General features: G+C 69.8%; 18 protein-coding genes and 2 tRNA genes. 12 read left to right on the forward strand and 8 right to left on the reverse strand.

The genetic code is table 11. From position 1 onward, the window contains the following. Nucleotides 1–51: 51 nt before the first annotated feature. From M4D53_RS00470 to M4D53_RS00490, 5 genes are all read left to right on the forward strand, one after another. Nucleotides 52–1,209: a DNA polymerase III subunit delta' gene (locus M4D53_RS00470; protein ID WP_187662107.1), complete on the forward strand. Its 1,158-nt coding sequence runs from the start codon at nt 52–54 to the stop codon at nt 1,207–1,209. Then, nucleotides 1,206–2,759, forward strand: a complete 1,554-nt coding sequence (locus M4D53_RS00475) for an alpha/beta hydrolase (protein ID WP_259951395.1) — start codon at nt 1,206–1,208, stop codon at nt 2,757–2,759. The genes M4D53_RS00470 and M4D53_RS00475 overlap by 4 nt, the downstream gene beginning before the upstream one ends. Before the next feature lie 69 nt (nt 2,760–2,828). Next, nucleotides 2,829–2,901: transfer RNA gene (locus M4D53_RS00480), tRNA-Thr, on the forward strand. Nucleotides 2,902–2,979: 78 nt separating this feature from the next. After that, nucleotides 2,980–3,561, forward strand: coding sequence for an isochorismatase family protein (locus M4D53_RS00485; RefSeq protein WP_187662105.1), 582 nt, complete (start codon nt 2,980–2,982; stop codon nt 3,559–3,561). After that, nucleotides 3,558–4,091 (forward strand): DUF1697 domain-containing protein, encoded by a 534-nt coding sequence (locus tag M4D53_RS00490; protein WP_259951396.1) that lies wholly within the window; start codon nt 3,558–3,560, stop codon nt 4,089–4,091. The genes M4D53_RS00485 and M4D53_RS00490 overlap by 4 nt, the downstream gene beginning before the upstream one ends. Here the strand turns inward: M4D53_RS00490 and M4D53_RS00495 are convergent. Continuing rightward, nucleotides 4,072–4,290, reverse strand: a complete 219-nt coding sequence (locus M4D53_RS00495) for a hypothetical protein (RefSeq protein ID WP_259951397.1) — start codon at nt 4,288–4,290, stop codon at nt 4,072–4,074. The genes M4D53_RS00490 and M4D53_RS00495 overlap by 20 nt on opposite strands. Nucleotides 4,291–4,315: 25 nt before the next feature. Between M4D53_RS00495 and M4D53_RS00500 the strand changes: the two genes are divergently transcribed. Then, nucleotides 4,316–4,834, forward strand: coding sequence for a CGNR zinc finger domain-containing protein (locus M4D53_RS00500; protein ID WP_259951398.1), 519 nt, complete (start codon nt 4,316–4,318; stop codon nt 4,832–4,834). A 3-nt stretch (nt 4,835–4,837) separates the two neighbouring features. Here M4D53_RS00500 and M4D53_RS00505 read toward each other — a convergent pair whose 3' ends face one another. Beyond that, nucleotides 4,838–5,383: a type 1 glutamine amidotransferase domain-containing protein gene (locus tag M4D53_RS00505; protein WP_025104283.1), complete on the reverse strand. Its 546-nt coding sequence runs from the start codon at nt 5,381–5,383 to the stop codon at nt 4,838–4,840. A 157-nt stretch (nt 5,384–5,540) separates the two neighbouring features. On the opposite strand from M4D53_RS00505, the gene M4D53_RS00510 reads away from it, so the two are divergent. Then, the gene (locus M4D53_RS00510) at nt 5,541–6,005 is read left to right on the forward strand and encodes a hypothetical protein (protein ID WP_259951399.1); all 465 of its coding nucleotides are present in this window, start codon (nt 5,541–5,543) and stop codon (nt 6,003–6,005) included. An 8-nt stretch (nt 6,006–6,013) separates the two neighbouring features. On the opposite strand, the gene M4D53_RS00515 is transcribed toward M4D53_RS00510, so the two are convergent. Next, nucleotides 6,014–6,086, reverse strand: a tRNA-Lys gene (locus M4D53_RS00515). Between the two features lie 135 nt (nt 6,087–6,221). Then, a complete protein-coding gene (locus M4D53_RS00520) occupies nt 6,222–6,881 on the reverse strand; it encodes a fasciclin domain-containing protein (RefSeq protein WP_187662100.1) in 660 nt (219 codons plus the stop codon). A gap of 167 nt (nt 6,882–7,048) precedes the next feature. Here M4D53_RS00520 and M4D53_RS00525 point away from each other — a divergent pair, with 167 nt between their 5' ends. From M4D53_RS00525 to M4D53_RS00545, 5 genes are all read left to right on the forward strand, one after another. Continuing rightward, the gene (locus tag M4D53_RS00525) at nt 7,049–8,761 is read left to right on the forward strand and encodes a cytochrome c biogenesis protein DipZ (protein WP_259951400.1); all 1,713 of its coding nucleotides are present in this window, start codon (nt 7,049–7,051) and stop codon (nt 8,759–8,761) included. 31 nt (nt 8,762–8,792) lie between these two features. Beyond that, nucleotides 8,793–9,395 (forward strand): ECF RNA polymerase sigma factor SigK, encoded by a 603-nt coding sequence (sigK, locus tag M4D53_RS00530; protein ID WP_187662098.1) that lies wholly within the window; start codon nt 8,793–8,795, stop codon nt 9,393–9,395. Continuing rightward, entirely contained in the window at nt 9,392–10,165 is a 774-nt protein-coding gene (locus M4D53_RS00535; protein ID WP_187662097.1) for an anti-sigma factor, read from the forward strand. The genes sigK and M4D53_RS00535 overlap by 4 nt, the downstream gene beginning before the upstream one ends. A 29-nt stretch (nt 10,166–10,194) precedes the next feature. Beyond that, complete coding sequence (locus tag M4D53_RS00540) at nt 10,195–10,824, forward strand: hypothetical protein (RefSeq protein ID WP_060923078.1); 630 nt, start codon at nt 10,195–10,197, stop codon at nt 10,822–10,824. 171 nt (nt 10,825–10,995) lie between these two features. After that, complete coding sequence (locus M4D53_RS00545) at nt 10,996–11,880, forward strand: aminodeoxychorismate lyase (RefSeq protein ID WP_187662096.1); 885 nt, start codon at nt 10,996–10,998, stop codon at nt 11,878–11,880. Nucleotides 11,881–12,012: 132 nt separating this feature from the next. On the opposite strand, the gene M4D53_RS00550 is transcribed toward M4D53_RS00545, so the two are convergent. From M4D53_RS00550 to pstC, 4 genes are all read right to left on the reverse strand, one after another. Next, nucleotides 12,013–12,825 carry a hypothetical protein gene (locus M4D53_RS00550; RefSeq protein ID WP_259951401.1) on the reverse strand — a complete coding sequence of 271 codons (813 nt, stop codon included), beginning with the start codon at nt 12,823–12,825 and terminating at the stop codon, nt 12,013–12,015. Nucleotides 12,826–13,113: 288 nt separating this feature from the next. Beyond that, on the reverse strand, nt 13,114–13,893 hold the full coding sequence (gene pstB / locus M4D53_RS00555; protein ID WP_025104291.1) for a phosphate ABC transporter ATP-binding protein PstB: 780 nt from the start codon (nt 13,891–13,893) through the stop codon (nt 13,114–13,116). Between the two features lie 29 nt (nt 13,894–13,922). After that, complete coding sequence (gene pstA, locus M4D53_RS00560) at nt 13,923–15,020, reverse strand: phosphate ABC transporter permease PstA (protein ID WP_259951402.1); 1,098 nt, start codon at nt 15,018–15,020, stop codon at nt 13,923–13,925. 1 nt (nt 15,021) lies between these two features. Then, on the reverse strand, nt 15,022–16,005 hold the full coding sequence (pstC, locus tag M4D53_RS00565) for a phosphate ABC transporter permease subunit PstC (RefSeq protein ID WP_187662094.1): 984 nt from the start codon (nt 16,003–16,005) through the stop codon (nt 15,022–15,024). Nucleotides 16,006–16,035: the final 30 nt, after the last annotated feature.

A 16,035-nucleotide genomic window follows, 5' to 3' on the forward strand; every position in this document is an offset into this window, starting at 1 on the left:
GCGGAGTCGCCGGGTGGTGGGAGCGTCGGCGGTGCCGATTAGGCTGAGTGCATGCCCTCGACCCTCGCCCCGCCTTTTCCGTGGGCAGACGTCTGGGGGCAGGAAGCCGCCGTCGAGACGCTGCGCTCCGCCTCATCCGATCCGGCCGCACTCTCGCACGCCTGGCTGATCACCGGCCCTCCGGGGTCCGGACGGTCGACCCTCGCCTATGCCTTCGCCGCCGCGCTCATCGCCGAGGGGCCCGACGACGAGGCCACGATGCGCCAGGTCCTCGCCGGGACGCACCCCGATGTGACCGCATTGCGCACCGACAAGGTGATCATCACCATCGCCGAGGCGCGCGCCCTCGTCGAACGCTCCTACTTCGCCCCGTCCGCCGGTCGCTACCGGGTCATCGTGGTGGAAGACGCCGATCGGATGGTGGAGCGCACCTCCAACGTGCTGCTCAAGGCACTGGAGGAGCCGCCGGAGCAGACCGTCTGGATCCTGTGCGCGCCGAGTGAGGCCGATCTCCTCCCCACGATCCGGTCGCGCGTGCGGTCGCTCCGCCTCCGCGAGCCCGACGTGGCGGACGTGTCCCGCCTCATCAGCCTCCGCACGGGTGTGGACGAGGCGGTCGCCGAGCAGGCCGCCCGACACGCGCAGCGGCACATCGGCATGGCTCAGCGTCTGGCCACCGACGATGCCGCGCGGCGCCGCCGCGACGAGACGCTCCGTGCTGTGATGGGGGTGCGCGGGGTCAACGACGCCGTCGAGGTCGCCGGACGCATCATCCAAGCGGCGACGGAAGACGCCAAGGCCCTCACCGCCGAGCGGGACGCGGCCGAACGCGCCGCCCTGCTGCGCACCGTCGGGGTCGCCGAGGGTCAGGCGGTGCCTCCGGCGCTGCGCGCTCAGGTGTCGGCACTGGAGGACGATCAGAAGAAGCGGGCCACGCGGAGTCTGCGGGACGGCATCGACCGCGTCCTCACCGACCTCCAGTCGCTCTTCCGCGACGTCGTGATGCTGCAGTACGGTCGCGGAGACGACCTCATCAACCGCGAGCTGCATGCCGAACTTGCCGGGCTCGCGTCCGCATGGAGCGTGGAGCGCACGCTCGTCGTGCTCGACCACCTGGCCGAGACCCGTGAGGCGCTGGAGCGCAACGTCGCCCCGCTGCTCGCGCTCGAGAGTTTGCTCGTGACCGTCACGAGCGGGAGGAAACCGTGAAGACTCGATCCCTGCCCCGCCTCCGTCGCTCCGCGGCGCTCATCGCCGGTCTTGCCGCCGCCTCGGTCGCGCTCTCCGGGTGCCTCTACGCCATGATCCCGGAGCAGTCCTCGAAGCCGGCCGTGGAGAAGACCCCGGACACCGAGGGCGTCGCCGAAGAACTCCTGCCCTACTACTCCCAGGAGCTGGACTGGACCGAGTGCGGCCAGGGCTTCGACTGCACCACCGTCACCGCCCCGCTCGACTGGGAGGACCCGAGCGTGGGAGAGATCGAGCTCGCCGTGGTGCGGCACCGCGCCGAGGGCGAGGCTGTCGGCTCGCTGCTCACGAACCCCGGAGGACCCGGTTCCAGCGGCGTCGACCTCATCCAGGGCAGCTTGGACTATGCGGTCGGCCCGGCGCTCATCGAGAACTACGACGTGATCGGCTTCGACCCCCGCGGTGTCGGGGCCTCCACCGCCGTCACCTGCTACGACGCGAAGGAGATGGACGACTACCTCTACGGTATCCCCGCCGCGCCGCGGGGCACCCCGGAGTGGGAGTCCGAGCTGCTCGACTCCGCTCGCGCCTTCGGAGAGGCGTGCGACGCGAACAGCCAGGGGATCCTGCCGTACATCACCACGGTCAACGCCGCCCGCGACATGGACGTCCTCCGCGCCGTCCTCGGCGACAAGGAGCTCAACTACCTCGGGTACTCGTACGGCACGTTCCTCGGCGCGACCTACGCCAAGCTCTACCCGGAGAAGGCCGGACGGCTCGTGCTCGACGGGGCGATCGACCCCTCCGTCCCCGGTCTCGACGTCGGCGCCACGCAGGCACTCGGCTTCGAGTCGGCACTGCGGGCCTACATGCAGAACTGCCTCGACTCCGGCTCCTGCCCCTTCAGCGGGACGGTCGACGAGGCGATGGCCGATCTCGGCGCCCTGCTCGCGAGCGCGGACCGCACGCCGTTGAAGAACGGCGACGGCCGGCTCATGGGCGCCGACGCCCTGATGACGGCGATCATCGCGGCGCTGTACTCGGAGGACAGCTGGGAGATCCTGACCCAGGCCCTGGACGAGGCGCTGCAGGGCGACCCGTCGACGGCCTTCCGCCTCGCCGACTTCTACAACGGTCGGGAGAACGGCACCTACATCGACAACTCGACCGAGGCCTTCCGTGCGTACAACTGCATGGACTACCCGGTCGAGGACGACCCTGCGGCCGAGGCGGCCACCGAGAAGAAGATCGCGGAGGGGGCGCCGACCATCGCTCCGTACTGGTCGGGACCCGACCCGTGCGAGGTGTGGCCGTATCCGCCCACCGGCACCCGCGAGAAGATCACCGCGGAAGGCGCGGGTCCCATCGTCGTCGTCGGCACCACCAACGATCCCGCGACCCCGTACGAGTGGTCGGAGTCGCTCGCCGACCAGCTCTCCGAGGGCGTCCTCATCACCCGTGTGGGCGAGGGGCACACCGGCTACAACAAGGGCAACGTCTGCGTGGATGACGCGGTGGAGGCCTTCCTGCTCGAAGACGTGGTGCCGGAGGACGGCCTGCGCTGCGAGTGAGCGCGCCTCGATTCGCGAGCGAGCGCGAGACAGGGTAATATCGGTGATCGCGCCGCTCACGCGTCGCACGCCGCTTTAGCTCAGTCGGCAGAGCATTTCACTCGTAATGAAAAGGTCGTCAGTTCGATTCTGACAAGCGGCTCAGGAAAACCCCCGGAACCCTCGTGGTCCCGGGGGTTTCCTCGTCTCCGGGCCCGGCCGTGGGGCGTACGCTCGGAGCATGAGCAGAGCGCTTCTCATCGTCGACGTGCAGAACGACTTCACCGAGGGCGGCGCCCTGGCCGTCCAGGGTGGTGACGCGGTGGCCGCCGCGATATCCGCCCACCTCGCGTCGCACGCCGCCGACTATGAGGTCATCGTGGCCTCCCGGGACTGGCACGACGCGGACGGCGACAACGGCGGGCACTTCTCCTCCACCCCCGACTACACCGACTCCTGGCCCGTGCACTGCGTCGCCGGCACCGCGGGGGCGGACTACGATCCGCTGCTGGTGACGGACGGCGTCACCCACCACGTGCGAAAGGGTCAGGGGCGCCCGGCGTACTCGATGTTCGAGGGCGTGTCCGACGACGGCGCGACGGTCGCCGCGGTCCTCAGCGCCGCGGGGGTCGTCACGGCGGACGTCGTCGGCATCGCCACAGACCACTGTGTCCGCGCCTCGGGACTCGACGCGATTGCCCACGGCGTCCACGTCCGCATCCTCACGGACCTGATCGCCGGAGTCGCCCCCGAATCGAGCGCCGCGGCCCTCGCCGAACTCGCGCATGCCGGTGCCGAACTCCTCGAGAGCGCGGAGGCGTGAGTCGCAGCGTCCTCCTCCTCCGCGCGGTCAACGTCAGCGGACGCAGCAGCGTACCCATGGCCCGGCTGCGGGAAGTCCTCGACGCCGAGACCGACCTGCAGGACGTCTCCACCTACATCGCCAGCGGCAACATCGTCTGCGCGACCCCGCGAGACCCGGCGGCGTCCTGCGCGACGGTGCGCGCGCTGATCGCAGCCGAGTTCGGTGTCGACACCCCGGTCATCCACCGCACGCACGCCGAGCTCGCCGACTCCGAGGCGGCCCAACCCTTCCCGGAGGGGGATCTGAAGCTGGTGCACGCGATGTTCCTCGAGGGTGCTCCGGCGGCCGGCGCCCTCGACGCCCTGCAGGGACGTCTCGTGCCGGGAGAGCGTCTCGCCCTGGTCGGGCACGATCTGTGGATCGACTACGCCGCCGGGGGAGTGCACACGACCAGACTCACGAAGGCGGTGCTCGACCGTGCGCTCGGGACTGCCGGGACGGCCCGTAACCTGCGCACCGTGCGGAAGCTCATCGCCCTGACGGCATGACCACCGCGCGGCTCAGCGCGGCCGGTGGCACCTGAGCGTGCGCGGCCAGGTCGACCCGGCGGGAATCGCAGCCGACGCAACGGACGTAGACGACGACGCCCTCGCTGGTGGGATGGCGCGACTCCACGAGCCAGGCGTGCTCATGGGTGTCGGCGGGGGAGGCGAGCCGGGGGATCGGAAGGGTGTCGGAGGAGGTCATGGGACCAGCGTGATGTAATGGTCTTATGCATCTCAACCCTTACGGCGAGTATGCGGTGCTCCTTGCCGCCTCCCTCGCGAATGACTGGCCGGAGGACCGCGCGGGGATCGAGGAGCGCACGCTCGCGCTGGGGATGACGCAGACGTTTCCCCCGGCACCCGATGACCACGCGGAGGTGCGCGCCGTGATCGACGACTGGCTGGCCATCGTCGACGAACCGGACGCCGATGCGCGGGCCGCTCTGCTCAACGATCAGCTCGCCGCCGCTGGGGCCTATCCGCGGCTCACCAACCACGATGACGAGGGGTGGCATCTGCACTATCGCGACGACGTGCGCTCCTTGCCCTTCGTGCTGCGCGCGATCATCAACCTCGGCACCGCGCTGCACCTCGTGACGAGGGGGATGAACCGCCTCGGACGCTGCGACGCTCCGCCGTGCACGAACGTCGTCGCGGATGTGACGCGCAACGGCCGCCAGCGGTTCTGCTCCGTGAGGTGCGCGAACCGGGCGGCCGTGCGGCGCCATCGGGCGCGCGTCGGCTGAGCATCAGGCGGTCTGCCCCGCGTGCTTGCCCTCGCCGATCTCCTCGACGAGCTTGGCGTTGAACGCCGGGAGGTCGTCGGGGGTGCGGCTCGACACGAGACCCTCGTCGACCACGACCTCCTCGTCCACCCAGCTCGCGCCGGCGTTGCGGAGGTCGGTCTTCAGGCTGGGGTAGCTCGTGATCGTCCGACCGTCGACGACACCGGCCTCGATGAGGATCCAGGCGCCGTGGCAGATCACGCCGACGGGCTTGTGCTGCTCGAAGAACGCACGGGCCAGGTCGATGGAGGCCTGATCCATGCGGAGGTGGTCGGCGTTCACCACGCCGCCCGGCAGCACGAGCGCGTCGAACTGGTCGGCGGAGGCGTCGGCGGCCTTCAGGTCGACAGCCTGCTCATGTCCGTTCTTGCCGGTGATCGCGGCACCGTCCGGCGCGATGAGAGTGGCGCTCGCGCCCTCCGTCGTCACCGCCTCCCAGGGGCTCGTGAGCTCGCTGTCCTCGAAGCCGTCCGTCGCCAGGAATGCCACGCGGTTTCCGGTGAGAGTCATGGTCCGTCCTTTCGGTGGGAAGTCGCCCTGTTCCGGGGACTCCTCGACCCTCTCGCAGGGCTCCGGGCGTCGCCAGGGGGTGGCCAGCCGGAGACGACGGTGATACAGAGCGGCCGCGCTGGAGGGAAGGGCATCGGCGACTCGATACGATCCAGACATGCGCCTCCGTCCCGCTCTCCTCCTCCTGCCGGTGCTGGTCGTCCTCGCCGGCTGCACGCCGGCCCCGGAACCGACGCCGACCGCGACCTCCAGCGACACGGCGACGCCGTCGTCCTCGCCCGCCCCCACGCCGACCCCGACGCCCGCGGAGACGTCGTCGCCGCCGGCCGCCGGTGCCTTCACGAAGGGGCAGCTCGTCTCCCTCTGCACCGACAAGATCCGCACGATCTCGCCGAACGCCACGTTCTTCGCCGACATGGCGACCACCGAGTGGCTGGAACAGTCGGCGGTGTGGTTCGTGGCCGTCCCGGAGACGATCGACGGTCAGGACAACGTCGCCGTCTGCGGCATCGGGGGGAGCCCTGACGCTCCCGACTTCGTGATGCACGGCGAGACGCTGCCGGACGGCGTCGCCGGGATCCGCGACGACCTGCTCGCCGGGAACGCCGGCGGCGACGACTGAGGATGCGGTGGGCCCCGTGGGGCTCGAACCCACGACCCGCGGATTAAAAGTCCGATGCTCTGCCAACTGAGCTAGAGGCCCGTGCTCCCAGTCTAGGGGGCGCACGACGAGGGGCCGTCGGCGCCACAGCCGCCGACGGCCCCTTCACCTGCCCCGTGTCCCTCCTGACAACAGGGGAGGCCGTGTGCCGGTCGGGTCACCGGCACCGTCCCTGGCTTACTCAGCCGGGGGCATCAGGACCGAGTCGATGAGGTACACGGTCGCGTTCGCGGTCTGCACGCCGCCGCAGATGACGTTGGCGTCGTTGACCATCCACTCGTCACCGCTGCCGGTCACCTCGAGGTCGGCGCCCTGGACGGTGGTGTGCATGCCCTCGATGTCGGACGGCTCGATCTGGCCGGGGACCACGTGGTACGTGAGGATCGAGGTCAGCAGGTCGCTGTCGGTCTTCAGGGTCTCGATCGTCGCGGCGTCGATCTTCGCGAAGGCGTCGTCGACCGGTGCGAACACGGTGAACTCGTCGCCGTTGAGCGTGTCGACGAGGTTCACGTCGGGGTTCAGCTCACCGCTGACGGCCGAGACGAGCGTCGTCAGCATCGGGTTGTTCGAGGCGGCGACCGCCACCGGGTCCTGGGACATGCCCTGGATCGAACCGGCGCCGTCCGGGACCTCTTCGGCGTACGCCGCGCAGCCGGGACCGACGAGGTTCGCGGCGGGGTCCATCTCCATCGGCGTCGACTCCGACGACTCCGGCGTCGTCGGCTCCGACGACTCCTCCGTGCTCGTCCCGCTGCCCATGGAACATGCCGAGAGCAGGAATGCGCTCGCCAGACCCAGGGTGACTGCTGCGGTGACCTTCTTCTTGGTGCTGAACATGTCGAGCTCCTTCGAAACTCCGGCCACGGCCTCTCCGTGGCGTCGAGGGCTGTTCGGAAGCCTCCGCGGATCGGATGGGAGGAATTTCGAGATTCTCCGAAATCGGATCCGATCCAATCCGTTGCGGGGGGTCGGCGCGAACAGCACCCGACAGAGACGAGGACCTCATGGACCTGATCATCATCGGCCTGCTCGGCGGGCTCATCACCGGCATCTCGCCGTGCATCCTGCCCGTGCTCCCGGTGATCTTCCTCACCGGCGGCGCCCAGTCGGCGTCGTACGAGGGGGAGGCGGTGCCGGCGAAACGCAGCCGCCCCTACTTCGTCATCGCGGGGCTCGTGCTCAGCTTCACGCTCGTGACGCTCGCCGGGTCGCTTCTCCTCGGACTGCTGAACCTGCCGCAGGACATCATCCGCTGGGTCGGCATCGCGGTGCTGGTCATCATCGGGGTGGGACTCATCGTGCCGCGGTTCCAGCACATCCTGGAGCGGCCGTTCCAGCGCTTCGGGCAGCGCGAGGTGAAGAACCGCGGTAACGGGTTCGGCGTCGGTCTCGCCCTCGGGGCGGTCTTCGTCCCGTGCGCGGGTCCTGTCCTCGCGGCGATCATCGTCGCGGGCTCCACCGGGCAGATCGGCGTCGGCACCGTGCTGCTCACCGTCTCCTTCGCGATCGGCGTCGCCGTGCCCCTGTTGGTCTTCGCGCTCGCCGGTCGCAGCGTCATCGAGCGCATCCGGGCCTTCCGCACGAAGGAACGGGCGCTCCGGATCGCCGCCGGGGTGGCGATGATCGCGCTCGCCGTGGGTCTCGTCTTCAACGTGCCGCAGGCGCTGCAGCGTCTGCTCCCGGACTACACCGCACCGCTGCAGGAGCAGATCGCCGACTCCGAGCAGGTGCAGGACGCCCTCGACCTCGGCGGCCTGGTCAACGAGGAGAACAAGGACCTCGACCAGTGCACGAACGGCGCGACCGAGCTCGAGTCCTGCGGAACGGCGCCGTCCATCAAGGGCATCCAGCAGTGGCTCAACACCCCGGACGGGGCAGCGATCGACCTGAAGGACCTGCGCGGGCAGGTGGTGCTCATCGACTTCTGGGCGTACTCCTGCATCAACTGCCAGCGCTCCATCCCGCACGTCGTGGCCTGGGATGAGACCTACCGTGATGCGGGGCTGCAGGTGATCGGCGTCCACTCGCCCGAGTACGCGTTCGAGAAGGACCCGGGGAACGTCGCCGCCGGCGCACGCGACTTCGGCATCGAGTACCCCGTCGCGCTCGACAACACGCTCTCCACCTGGACCAACTACCGCAATCGGTACTGGCCCGCGCACTACCTCATCGACGCGGAGGGCACCGTGCGCCACATCTCCTTCGGTGAGGGCAACTACGCCGCGACCGAGAAGATGATCAGGGAGCTGCTGCAGGACGCCGACCCCGACGTCGAGCTTCCCGCCGCCACGGATGTGAAGGACGAGACCCCCGAGGTGGGAGCCACGACCCGGGAGACCTTCCTCGGCTCCTCGAAGGACGTCAACTACGGCGGCGGCGACGAGTACCGTCGCGGCGACGACAGCTTCACCTTCCCCGACGACCAGCCGGACGACAGCTTCGCGCTGGACGGGGACTGGACCGTGGACACCCAGTACGTGACGCCGACGGCTGACGACGCGCGGATCCGGCTGCAGTATCGCGCGGCCGAGGTGCGCATGGTCGTCGCGGGGTCGGGTGAGGTCGTGGTCACGGACGCCGACGGGAACGAACAGACGATCCGGATCGACGGAACGCCGCGTTCGTACGGCCTGCTCGAGGAGGGCGACATCGAGAAGGGCACGTTCACGCTCGAGGTCCCCACCGGCGTCGAGGTGTATTCGTTCACATTCGGGTGACGTCTGCACGGGAAGAGGGAGGAGATACGGCATGCTTATGGAGATGGTCATCGATGGGATGGACGTCCCCGAGGACGGGGCGGCGCCGCAGGATGCTGTCGCCGACCTCCTCGTCCGCGTCGCCTCCGGTGATCAGGCTGCCTTCGCCGCGCTGTACGACTCCCTCTCCTCCCGTGTGTTCGGCCTCATCCTCCGCGTGCTCGTGAACCGCGCGCAGAGCGAGGAGGTGCTGCAGGAGGTGTTCCTCGAGATCTGGCAATCCGCTTCCCGGTTCGCTCCGAACAAGGGACAGGGACGAACCTGGGTGATGACGATCGCGCATCGCCGGGCCGTGGATCGGGTGCGGGCTTCGCAGTCGAGTGCGGACCGGGACGTGCGTGCGGGCTATCGAGACCTCGGCGTCGCGCACGACAGCGTGGCGGAACGGGTCGAACTGGGGATCGAGGGAGAGCGGGTCGTCGCAGCGCTGACGGGGCTTCCCGAGGCGCAGCGGGAGGCGCTCGTCCTCGCCTACTACGGCGGTTACAGTCAGAACGAGATCGCGGCGCTCGTGGGAGCACCGCTCGGCACGATCAAGACACGGATGAGAGACGGGCTGACCCGGCTCCGCACGGCGATGGGGGTGACGGCATGAACGAGAAGGACTTCGCAGAGCTCGCGGCAGGTGCCGCGCTCCACGCGCTGTCGGCGGACGACGAGCGTCGGTACCGACGCGCCCTCGCCGAGCATCCGGAGTGGGCGGCGCAGCACGACGCCGACGCCGAGGCTGCTGCTCTCCTCGCTGACGGCATGGCTCCGGTCGCTCCGCCCGCCGGCATCCGCGCGGCCCTGCTCGCCCAGATCGCCCAGACTCCGCAGGATGACGCCACGGACCCCGAGGCCGACCCGGAGGTCCCGGCGGCGGCGAGTTCGATTCCCGCCGATGAGACGGCGCCCCGCACGCCCCGACGCTGGACCCGGCTCGCGTTCGCGCTCGCCGCATGTCTCGCGCTCCTGGTGGGTGTCGGTATCGGTGCCGTCGCCCTCAACGATCAGCTGAACCGGCCGGAGAGCGTCGTCGCGCTGCAGGAGATCGAATCCGCGGGCGATGCGCAGAAGGCCACGGTGGAGCTCGACGACGGTGCGACGGCCACCGCGCACTGGTCGGGTTCGGTCGGCAAGGCCGTGCTGGTCACGGATGGGCTGCCCGAGGTCGCGGACGGGAAGACGTACGAGCTGTGGTTCGTGCGCGGGGAGGACCCGATCGCCGCCGGCGTGTTCGATGTCGACGGTGGGGAGGCCACCGCGCTCCTCGAGGGCGAGATGCAGGCCGGCGATGCCATCGCGGTGACGGTCGAGCAGGAGGGCGGATCGCCGTCCGGACTGCCCACGACCGACCCGGTGATCGTCATCCCGACGGCCTGAGAGGCCCCGGTCCGGCGTACCCTGGAGGGATGCCCGAGCAGCACCACCGTCCCGTGCGTCGACCGACGAGCGCCTTCGACAACATCGTCGGCGCCCATGACCCCGCCGAGGAGACGCGCGTCGCGCACGCCACCGCCTCCGCGCTGCTGACCCGCGTCCGCGAGGACGAGAGCGGGGCGAGCGTCGAACGGCTGATCGCCTTCACGAGCGAGCACGGCATCGACGAGATCGCGGAACTGTGGTCGAAGGCACCGTCGCGCACCCTCCCGGGGTCGCTGTGGCGACTGTACGTCCTCCAGCTCGCCATCCACGGCGATCCGCGCACGGCGGCCCTCCTCTACGACCGCGGGCGGGTCGAACTGCCGTCGGCCGATGCCGTGGTCGCCGGTGCACCGGTGCCGGCGAGCCCGGACGAGCTCGTGGCGCTCATCGACACGATCCTGCGCGGCGCCTTCCGCGGCGACTTCGCCGTGGCGCTGGAGCGCGCGGCGGCGTTCTGCCGCGTCCAGGCCTCCGGCGCGACGCACACCGCCGACGACTACGAGCCGACGGAGCCCGCCCGTGCCAGCGAGCTCACCACGCGGGCGCTGCGGCTGAGCAGCTATGCCCAGGACCTCGCGGCGTCGGCGGCTCTGTGGCGCACCGGAGCGCTGGCCTGACTTCGGCTCTGTCGGGACGGCATCCGGACAGAGAAAGACCGGGCCGCAAGAACGCCTCTCGGCGGAAGGCCGCTCGCAGCGGCGAAAATTGGAGCCCGGGGTTATGCGGCCCGGCCACTCCAGTGTAACGCGAGGACGCGGTGGGTATTCCCGGCGGCCTAGGCTCGTCACATGACCCGTCGCTTCGCCCTCATGATCGACCCCGTCGCCGCCGACGAGCAGCGTGACGACTACGCCGACACGTTCACGCAGGTGGACGCCGCGGCCCCCGCCCTCAGCGTCGGCGAGCTGAGCACGCAACGGGGCGACGGCGTGTTCGAGTCCATCGGCGTGATCGACGGACATGCGCAGGAGGTCGTCCCGCATCTGGAACGCCTTGCGCACTCGGCGCGACTCTGCGACCTCCCGGTGCCGAACCAGGAGCAGTGGCGTCAGGCGATCCAGCAGGCCGCAGCACAGCTCGGTACGGGGGAGTCGGTCATCAAGCTGATCCTCAGCCGGGGCGTCGAGCACGGGCCGACGCCGACCGCCTGGGTGACGGCGGCTCCGGCGGCGGACTTCGCGGCGGTGCGGCGGAACGGCGTCAAGGTCGTCACCCTGGACCGCGGATACGACCTCGGCGCCGCGGAACGCGCCCCCTGGCTGCTGCTCGGGGCCAAGACGCTGTCCTACGCCGTGAACATGGCGGCCCTGCGCGAGGCCAAGCGCCGCGGAGCCGACGACGCGATCTTCCTGTCGAGCGACGGCTTCGTGCTGGAGGCTCCGACAGCCTCCCTCATCCTGCGCGTCGGCGACCGGTTCACGACCCCGGCCCCGAACGGCGGCATCCTGCACGGGACCACGCAGCTCAGCGTCTACGACCACCTCCTCGCACGCGGCTTCGAAGTGGGGTACGACCGCATCCCCGCCGCCGATCTGACGCAGGCCGATGCCGCGTGGCTCGTGTCGAGTGTGCGTCTCGCGACCGCCATCACCGCGATCGACGGCACGCCGGTTCCCGTGGACACCGCCCTCACGGACGACCTCAACACCTACCTCCTCTCCCCGCGCGACTGAGGTCCTCCCGCTCCCCGGACACGAGTTCGGAGACGTCGGACGACACGCCGACACTCACCGCCCGATTCCGGCGTGTCCTCGATGATCTCCGAAGCTGTGCACGGCACAGGGCGGCAAGATGCTGGGCCGAGGTCAGGGGCGGCGACGCATGGTCTCGACGATGGCGCGCTCGACGAGGGGCCAGTCATGGAGGACCATCGCGTAGTCGAAGCGGAGCGTGGGGTGACCCCAGCCGGCAGCGGTCGCATCGCGGACCAGATCGCGGTGCCGGAGCGAGCTCTCCTCGTGGTTGGCGCGTCCGTCGGTCTCGATGATGAGCCAGCCGTCGATGAGGAGGTCCACCCGGCCCGTTCCGACCACGCCGACCTGCGTCCGCACGCGCCACCCATACCGCCGGATCCGCAGCCGCACCAGAGACTCCAGCCCGCTGTCGGCGTCGGCACGCGAGAACGCGATGAGGTCGCGTCCCTCGGCTCCGAGCCGGTCGCCGAGCCGGCGCAGCCCGACCTCGTCGATGAGTCCGAGCCGGCGGGCGGACTCCACAGCGACGAAGAACGCCTCCGGCCCTCGGCAGCCGTAGATCTGCCGGAGCACGAGGGGCACCCCCGGCTGCTCGAAGGCACTGCTCGACGTCGCAGCATCCCAGTGCGTCACGCACCGGCAGTCCTCGTGCGGATACTGGTGGCGGTCGTGGTGCATCCAAACGTGCAGGGCCGGCTCGTCGAGCACCCAGAGCCCGAGATGCCGCGCTGCGGACTCGCAGCCGAGGACCCCGCCGTGGGCGGCGGCGGTCACGACCTCCACGCAGGCGCGGTCCGTTGCGTAGACCCCGCGCCGCACCCGGAGGAGGGTGCCGCCGCGCACCCGACGCTCGATCTGCCGTCGTCCGTGTCGTGAGCGCAGCGCGGCATACGTCCACACCTGCGTCCCTCGCCCCGTGCACATCCCGCCATCATTCGCGCCGTCTCGGCCTCCCCGGCCGCGACTCGCCTCGGTAGCCCACCGCCTGTGGACGGTCCTCCCGACTCGCGATCTGTGCAGGAGTCACGACCCGGGCAGAGCTTCGGAGATCGAAGGAGACACGCCGTGGCCGGAGCCCGGGCGACGGCGTGTCGCGCGGCATCTCCGAAGTTGTGCCCGGGGACAGGCCCGGGGACGGGCCCGGGGACGGGCGGGGGACAGGTTCGGGCCCGGACGCGAGGCGTCCGGGCCCGAAGGTCGAAAGAGTGCGGGTCAGCCGAAGCGGCCGGAGACGTAGTCCTCGGTGGCCTGGACGGACGGGGTGGTGAAGATGCTCGTGGTGTCGTCGTACTCGATGAGCTTGCCGGGCTTCCCGGTGCCGGCGATGTTGAAGAACGCCGTCTTGTCGGAGACTCGGGACGCCTGCTGCATGTTGTGCGTGACGATCACGATCGTGAACTCGTTCTTCAGCTCGCCGATCAGCTCCTCGATCGCGTAGGTCGAGATGGGGTCGAGCGCCGAGCACGGCTCATCCATCAGCAGCACCTCGGGGGAGACGGCGATCGCGCGGGCGATGCACAGGCGCTGCTGCTGGCCGCCCGAGAGTCCGGAGCCGGGACGGTCGAGGCGGTCCTTGACCTCGTTCCACAGGTTCGCGCCGGTGAGGGACTTCTCGACGAGGTCGTCCTGCTCGCTCTTCGACATGCGCTTGTTGTTGAGCTTCACACCCGCGAGCACGTTCTCCTTGATCGACATCGTCGGGAACGGGTTCGGGCGCTGGAACACCATGCCGACCTGGCGACGCACGAGCACGGGGTCGACACCGGCACCGTAGAGGTCCTTGCCGTCCAGGAGCACTTCGCCCTCCACACGGGCGCCGGGGATGACCTCGTGCATGCGGTTGAGGGTGCGGAGGAAGGTGGACTTGCCGCAGCCGGACGGGCCGATGAAGGCCGTGACGCTGCGCGGCTGGATGTCGAGGGAGACGCCTTCGACCGCGAGGAAGTTGCCGTAGTAGACGTTGAGGTCGTTGACTTCGATGCTCTTGGACACGTGGATTCCTATTCTGAGTGGTCGGGCGCTCAGCGGCCGTTGACCTTCGGGGCGAACAGCTTCGCGATCAGGCGCGCGAGCAGGTTCAGCACCATGACGATGAGGATGAGGGTGAGGGCGGCGGCCCAGGCGCGCGCGACGGCGGCGTCCGGGCTCGTGCCCTGGTTCATGTACTGGTTGTAGGCGAACACCGGGAGGGTCATCATCTGGCCGTCGAAGATGTTCGTGTTCAGGCTCTGCGTGAAGCCGGCGGTGAGCAGCAGCGGGGCGGTCTCGCCGATCACGCGGGAGATGGCGAGCATCACCGAGGTCATGATGCCGGCGATCGAGGTGGGCAGCACGACCTTGAGGATCGTGAGCCACTTCGGCACGCCCAGGGCGTAGGAGGCCTCGCGCAGCTCGTTCGGAACGATCCGCAGCAGCTCCTCGCTGCCTCGCACCACCACCGGGGTCATCAGCACCGCGAGCGCGAGCGCGCCCATGAAGCCCATCGAGATGCCGGGGCGGATCAGGAGCGCGAACACCGCGTAGATGAACAGACCGGCGACGATCGAGGGGATGCCGGTCATCACGTCGACGAAGAACGTGATGGCCTTGGCGATCTTGCCGCGGCCGTACTCGACGAGGTAGATCGAGGTCATCAGGCCGACCGGCACCGAGATGATCGTGGCCGTGAGCGTGATGAGGACGGTGCCCCAGATCGCGTGCACGACGCCGCCGCCGTCGCCGACGACGTTGCGCATCGAGTAGGAGAAGAACTCGGCGTCGAAGCGCTCGATGCCGTTCGCCACCACGGTCCACAGCAGCGAGATCAGCGGCAGCAGGGCGATGAGGAAGGCCGTGGCGACGAGGGCCGTCATCAGGCGGTCCACGGCCTTCCGGCGGCTCTCCGCGATGGAGGAGATCACGGTGATGATCACCATGTAGAGCAGGATGCCGACGATGACGGTGCCCGCGATGTTGAAGTCGGCGAGCGGGGTGTCGGACCCGGCGGCGGCGACGCCGAAGACCGCGGCGGACACGACGAAGGAGACGCCGAGAAGGGCCCACGGCGCCCACTTCGGCAGACGGCCGGAGGTGAGGGCGGTGGTGCTCGCGGCGGGCGGAGCGCTGGTGAGGGCGGTCATGTCAGTTCGCTCCCGAGAACTCGGCGCGGCGGGCGACGATCCAGCGCGCCACCGCATTGACCGCGAAGGTCACGACGAAGAGGATGAGGCCGGTCGCGATCAGCGTGTTCACGCCGGTGCCGTGCGCCTCAGGGAAGGCGAGGGCGATGTTCGCGGGGATCGGCGTCGGGTTCGTGGCGGTCAGCACGAGGAAGCTGACCACCGCAGAGGGGGAGAGCACCATCGTCACGGCCATGGTCTCGCCGAGTGCGCGGCCGAGGGCCAGCATCGCGGCCGACACCATGCCGCCGCGGGCGAAGGGGAGGACGGCCATGCGGACCATCTCCCAGCGGGTGGAGCCGAGGGCGAGGGCCGCCTCCTCATGGAGCTTCGGGGTCTGCAGGAAGACCTCGCGGCAGATGGCGGTCATGATCGGGATGCACATCACGGCGAGCACGAGGGCGGCGGTGAGGATGGTCTTCCCGGTCGCGGAGACCTGACCGCCGAAGAACGGCACCCACGACGCGTTCTCGTTGAGCCAGACGTAGATCGGCTGCAGCATGGGCGCGAGCACGAGGCCGCCCCAGAGGCCGAAGACCACGGAGGGCACCGCGGCGAGCAGGTCGATGATGTAGCCGAGGAAGGCGGCGAGTCGGCGGTGCGCGTAGTGCGAGATGAAGAGGGCGATGCCGATCGCGATGGGCGCGGCGATCAGGAGGGCGATGAACGACGCCCAGAGCGTGCCGAAGACGAGGGGCCACACGTACACCCAGAACGACTCGCCCCGGAGGATGTGGTTGTCGGTGGTGTCGAGCTGGAAGGCCGGCAGGCTCTGGATGACGAGGAAGGCGGCGACGAGCGCCAGCACGACCAGGATGATGATGCCGGCCGCCAGCGCGGTGCCGGAGAAGACCCGGTCGCCGAGGCGCTGCTTGGCCTTGATCGGTGTGGGCGGCGCCGGTGTCGGTGCCGGTGCCGTTGTCGGCTCCTGCGCGGTCGTGCTCATGATCTCCCTGTTTCGGGCCGGGTGGAGATG

This window comes from Microbacterium meiriae (genome assembly GCF_025143875.1).
Classification (GTDB): domain Bacteria; phylum Actinomycetota; class Actinomycetes; order Actinomycetales; family Microbacteriaceae; genus Microbacterium; species Microbacterium meiriae.

Bases quoted from the DNA above. Each gene is read 5' to 3' on its own strand.
- M4D53_RS00550 (WP_259951401.1), bottom strand. From the start codon at position 12,825: ATGTGCACGGGGCGAGGGACGCAGGTGTGGACGTATGCCGCGCTGCGC.
- M4D53_RS00520 (WP_187662100.1), bottom strand. From the start codon at position 6,881: ATGTTCAGCACCAAGAAGAAGGTCACCGCAGCAGTCACCCTGGGTCTG.
- M4D53_RS00525 (WP_259951400.1), top strand. From the start codon at position 7,049: ATGGACCTGATCATCATCGGCCTGCTCGGCGGGCTCATCACCGGCATC.
- M4D53_RS00535 (WP_187662097.1), top strand. From the start codon at position 9,392: ATGAACGAGAAGGACTTCGCAGAGCTCGCGGCAGGTGCCGCGCTCCAC.
- M4D53_RS00505 (WP_025104283.1), bottom strand. From the start codon at position 5,383: ATGACTCTCACCGGAAACCGCGTGGCATTCCTGGCGACGGACGGCTTC.
- M4D53_RS00540 (WP_060923078.1), top strand. From the start codon at position 10,195: ATGCCCGAGCAGCACCACCGTCCCGTGCGTCGACCGACGAGCGCCTTC.
- M4D53_RS00485 (WP_187662105.1), top strand. From the start codon at position 2,980: ATGAGCAGAGCGCTTCTCATCGTCGACGTGCAGAACGACTTCACCGAG.
- M4D53_RS00510 (WP_259951399.1), top strand. From the start codon at position 5,541: ATGCGCCTCCGTCCCGCTCTCCTCCTCCTGCCGGTGCTGGTCGTCCTC.
- M4D53_RS00470 (WP_187662107.1), top strand. From the start codon at position 52: ATGCCCTCGACCCTCGCCCCGCCTTTTCCGTGGGCAGACGTCTGGGGG.
- M4D53_RS00545 (WP_187662096.1), top strand. From the start codon at position 10,996: ATGACCCGTCGCTTCGCCCTCATGATCGACCCCGTCGCCGCCGACGAG.
- M4D53_RS00495 (WP_259951397.1), bottom strand. From the start codon at position 4,290: ATGACCTCCTCCGACACCCTTCCGATCCCCCGGCTCGCCTCCCCCGCC.
- pstC (WP_187662094.1), bottom strand. From the start codon at position 16,005: ATGAGCACGACCGCGCAGGAGCCGACAACGGCACCGGCACCGACACCG.
- M4D53_RS00500 (WP_259951398.1), top strand. From the start codon at position 4,316: ATGCATCTCAACCCTTACGGCGAGTATGCGGTGCTCCTTGCCGCCTCC.
- sigK (WP_187662098.1), top strand. From the start codon at position 8,793: ATGCTTATGGAGATGGTCATCGATGGGATGGACGTCCCCGAGGACGGG.
- pstA (WP_259951402.1), bottom strand. From the start codon at position 15,020: ATGACCGCCCTCACCAGCGCTCCGCCCGCCGCGAGCACCACCGCCCTC.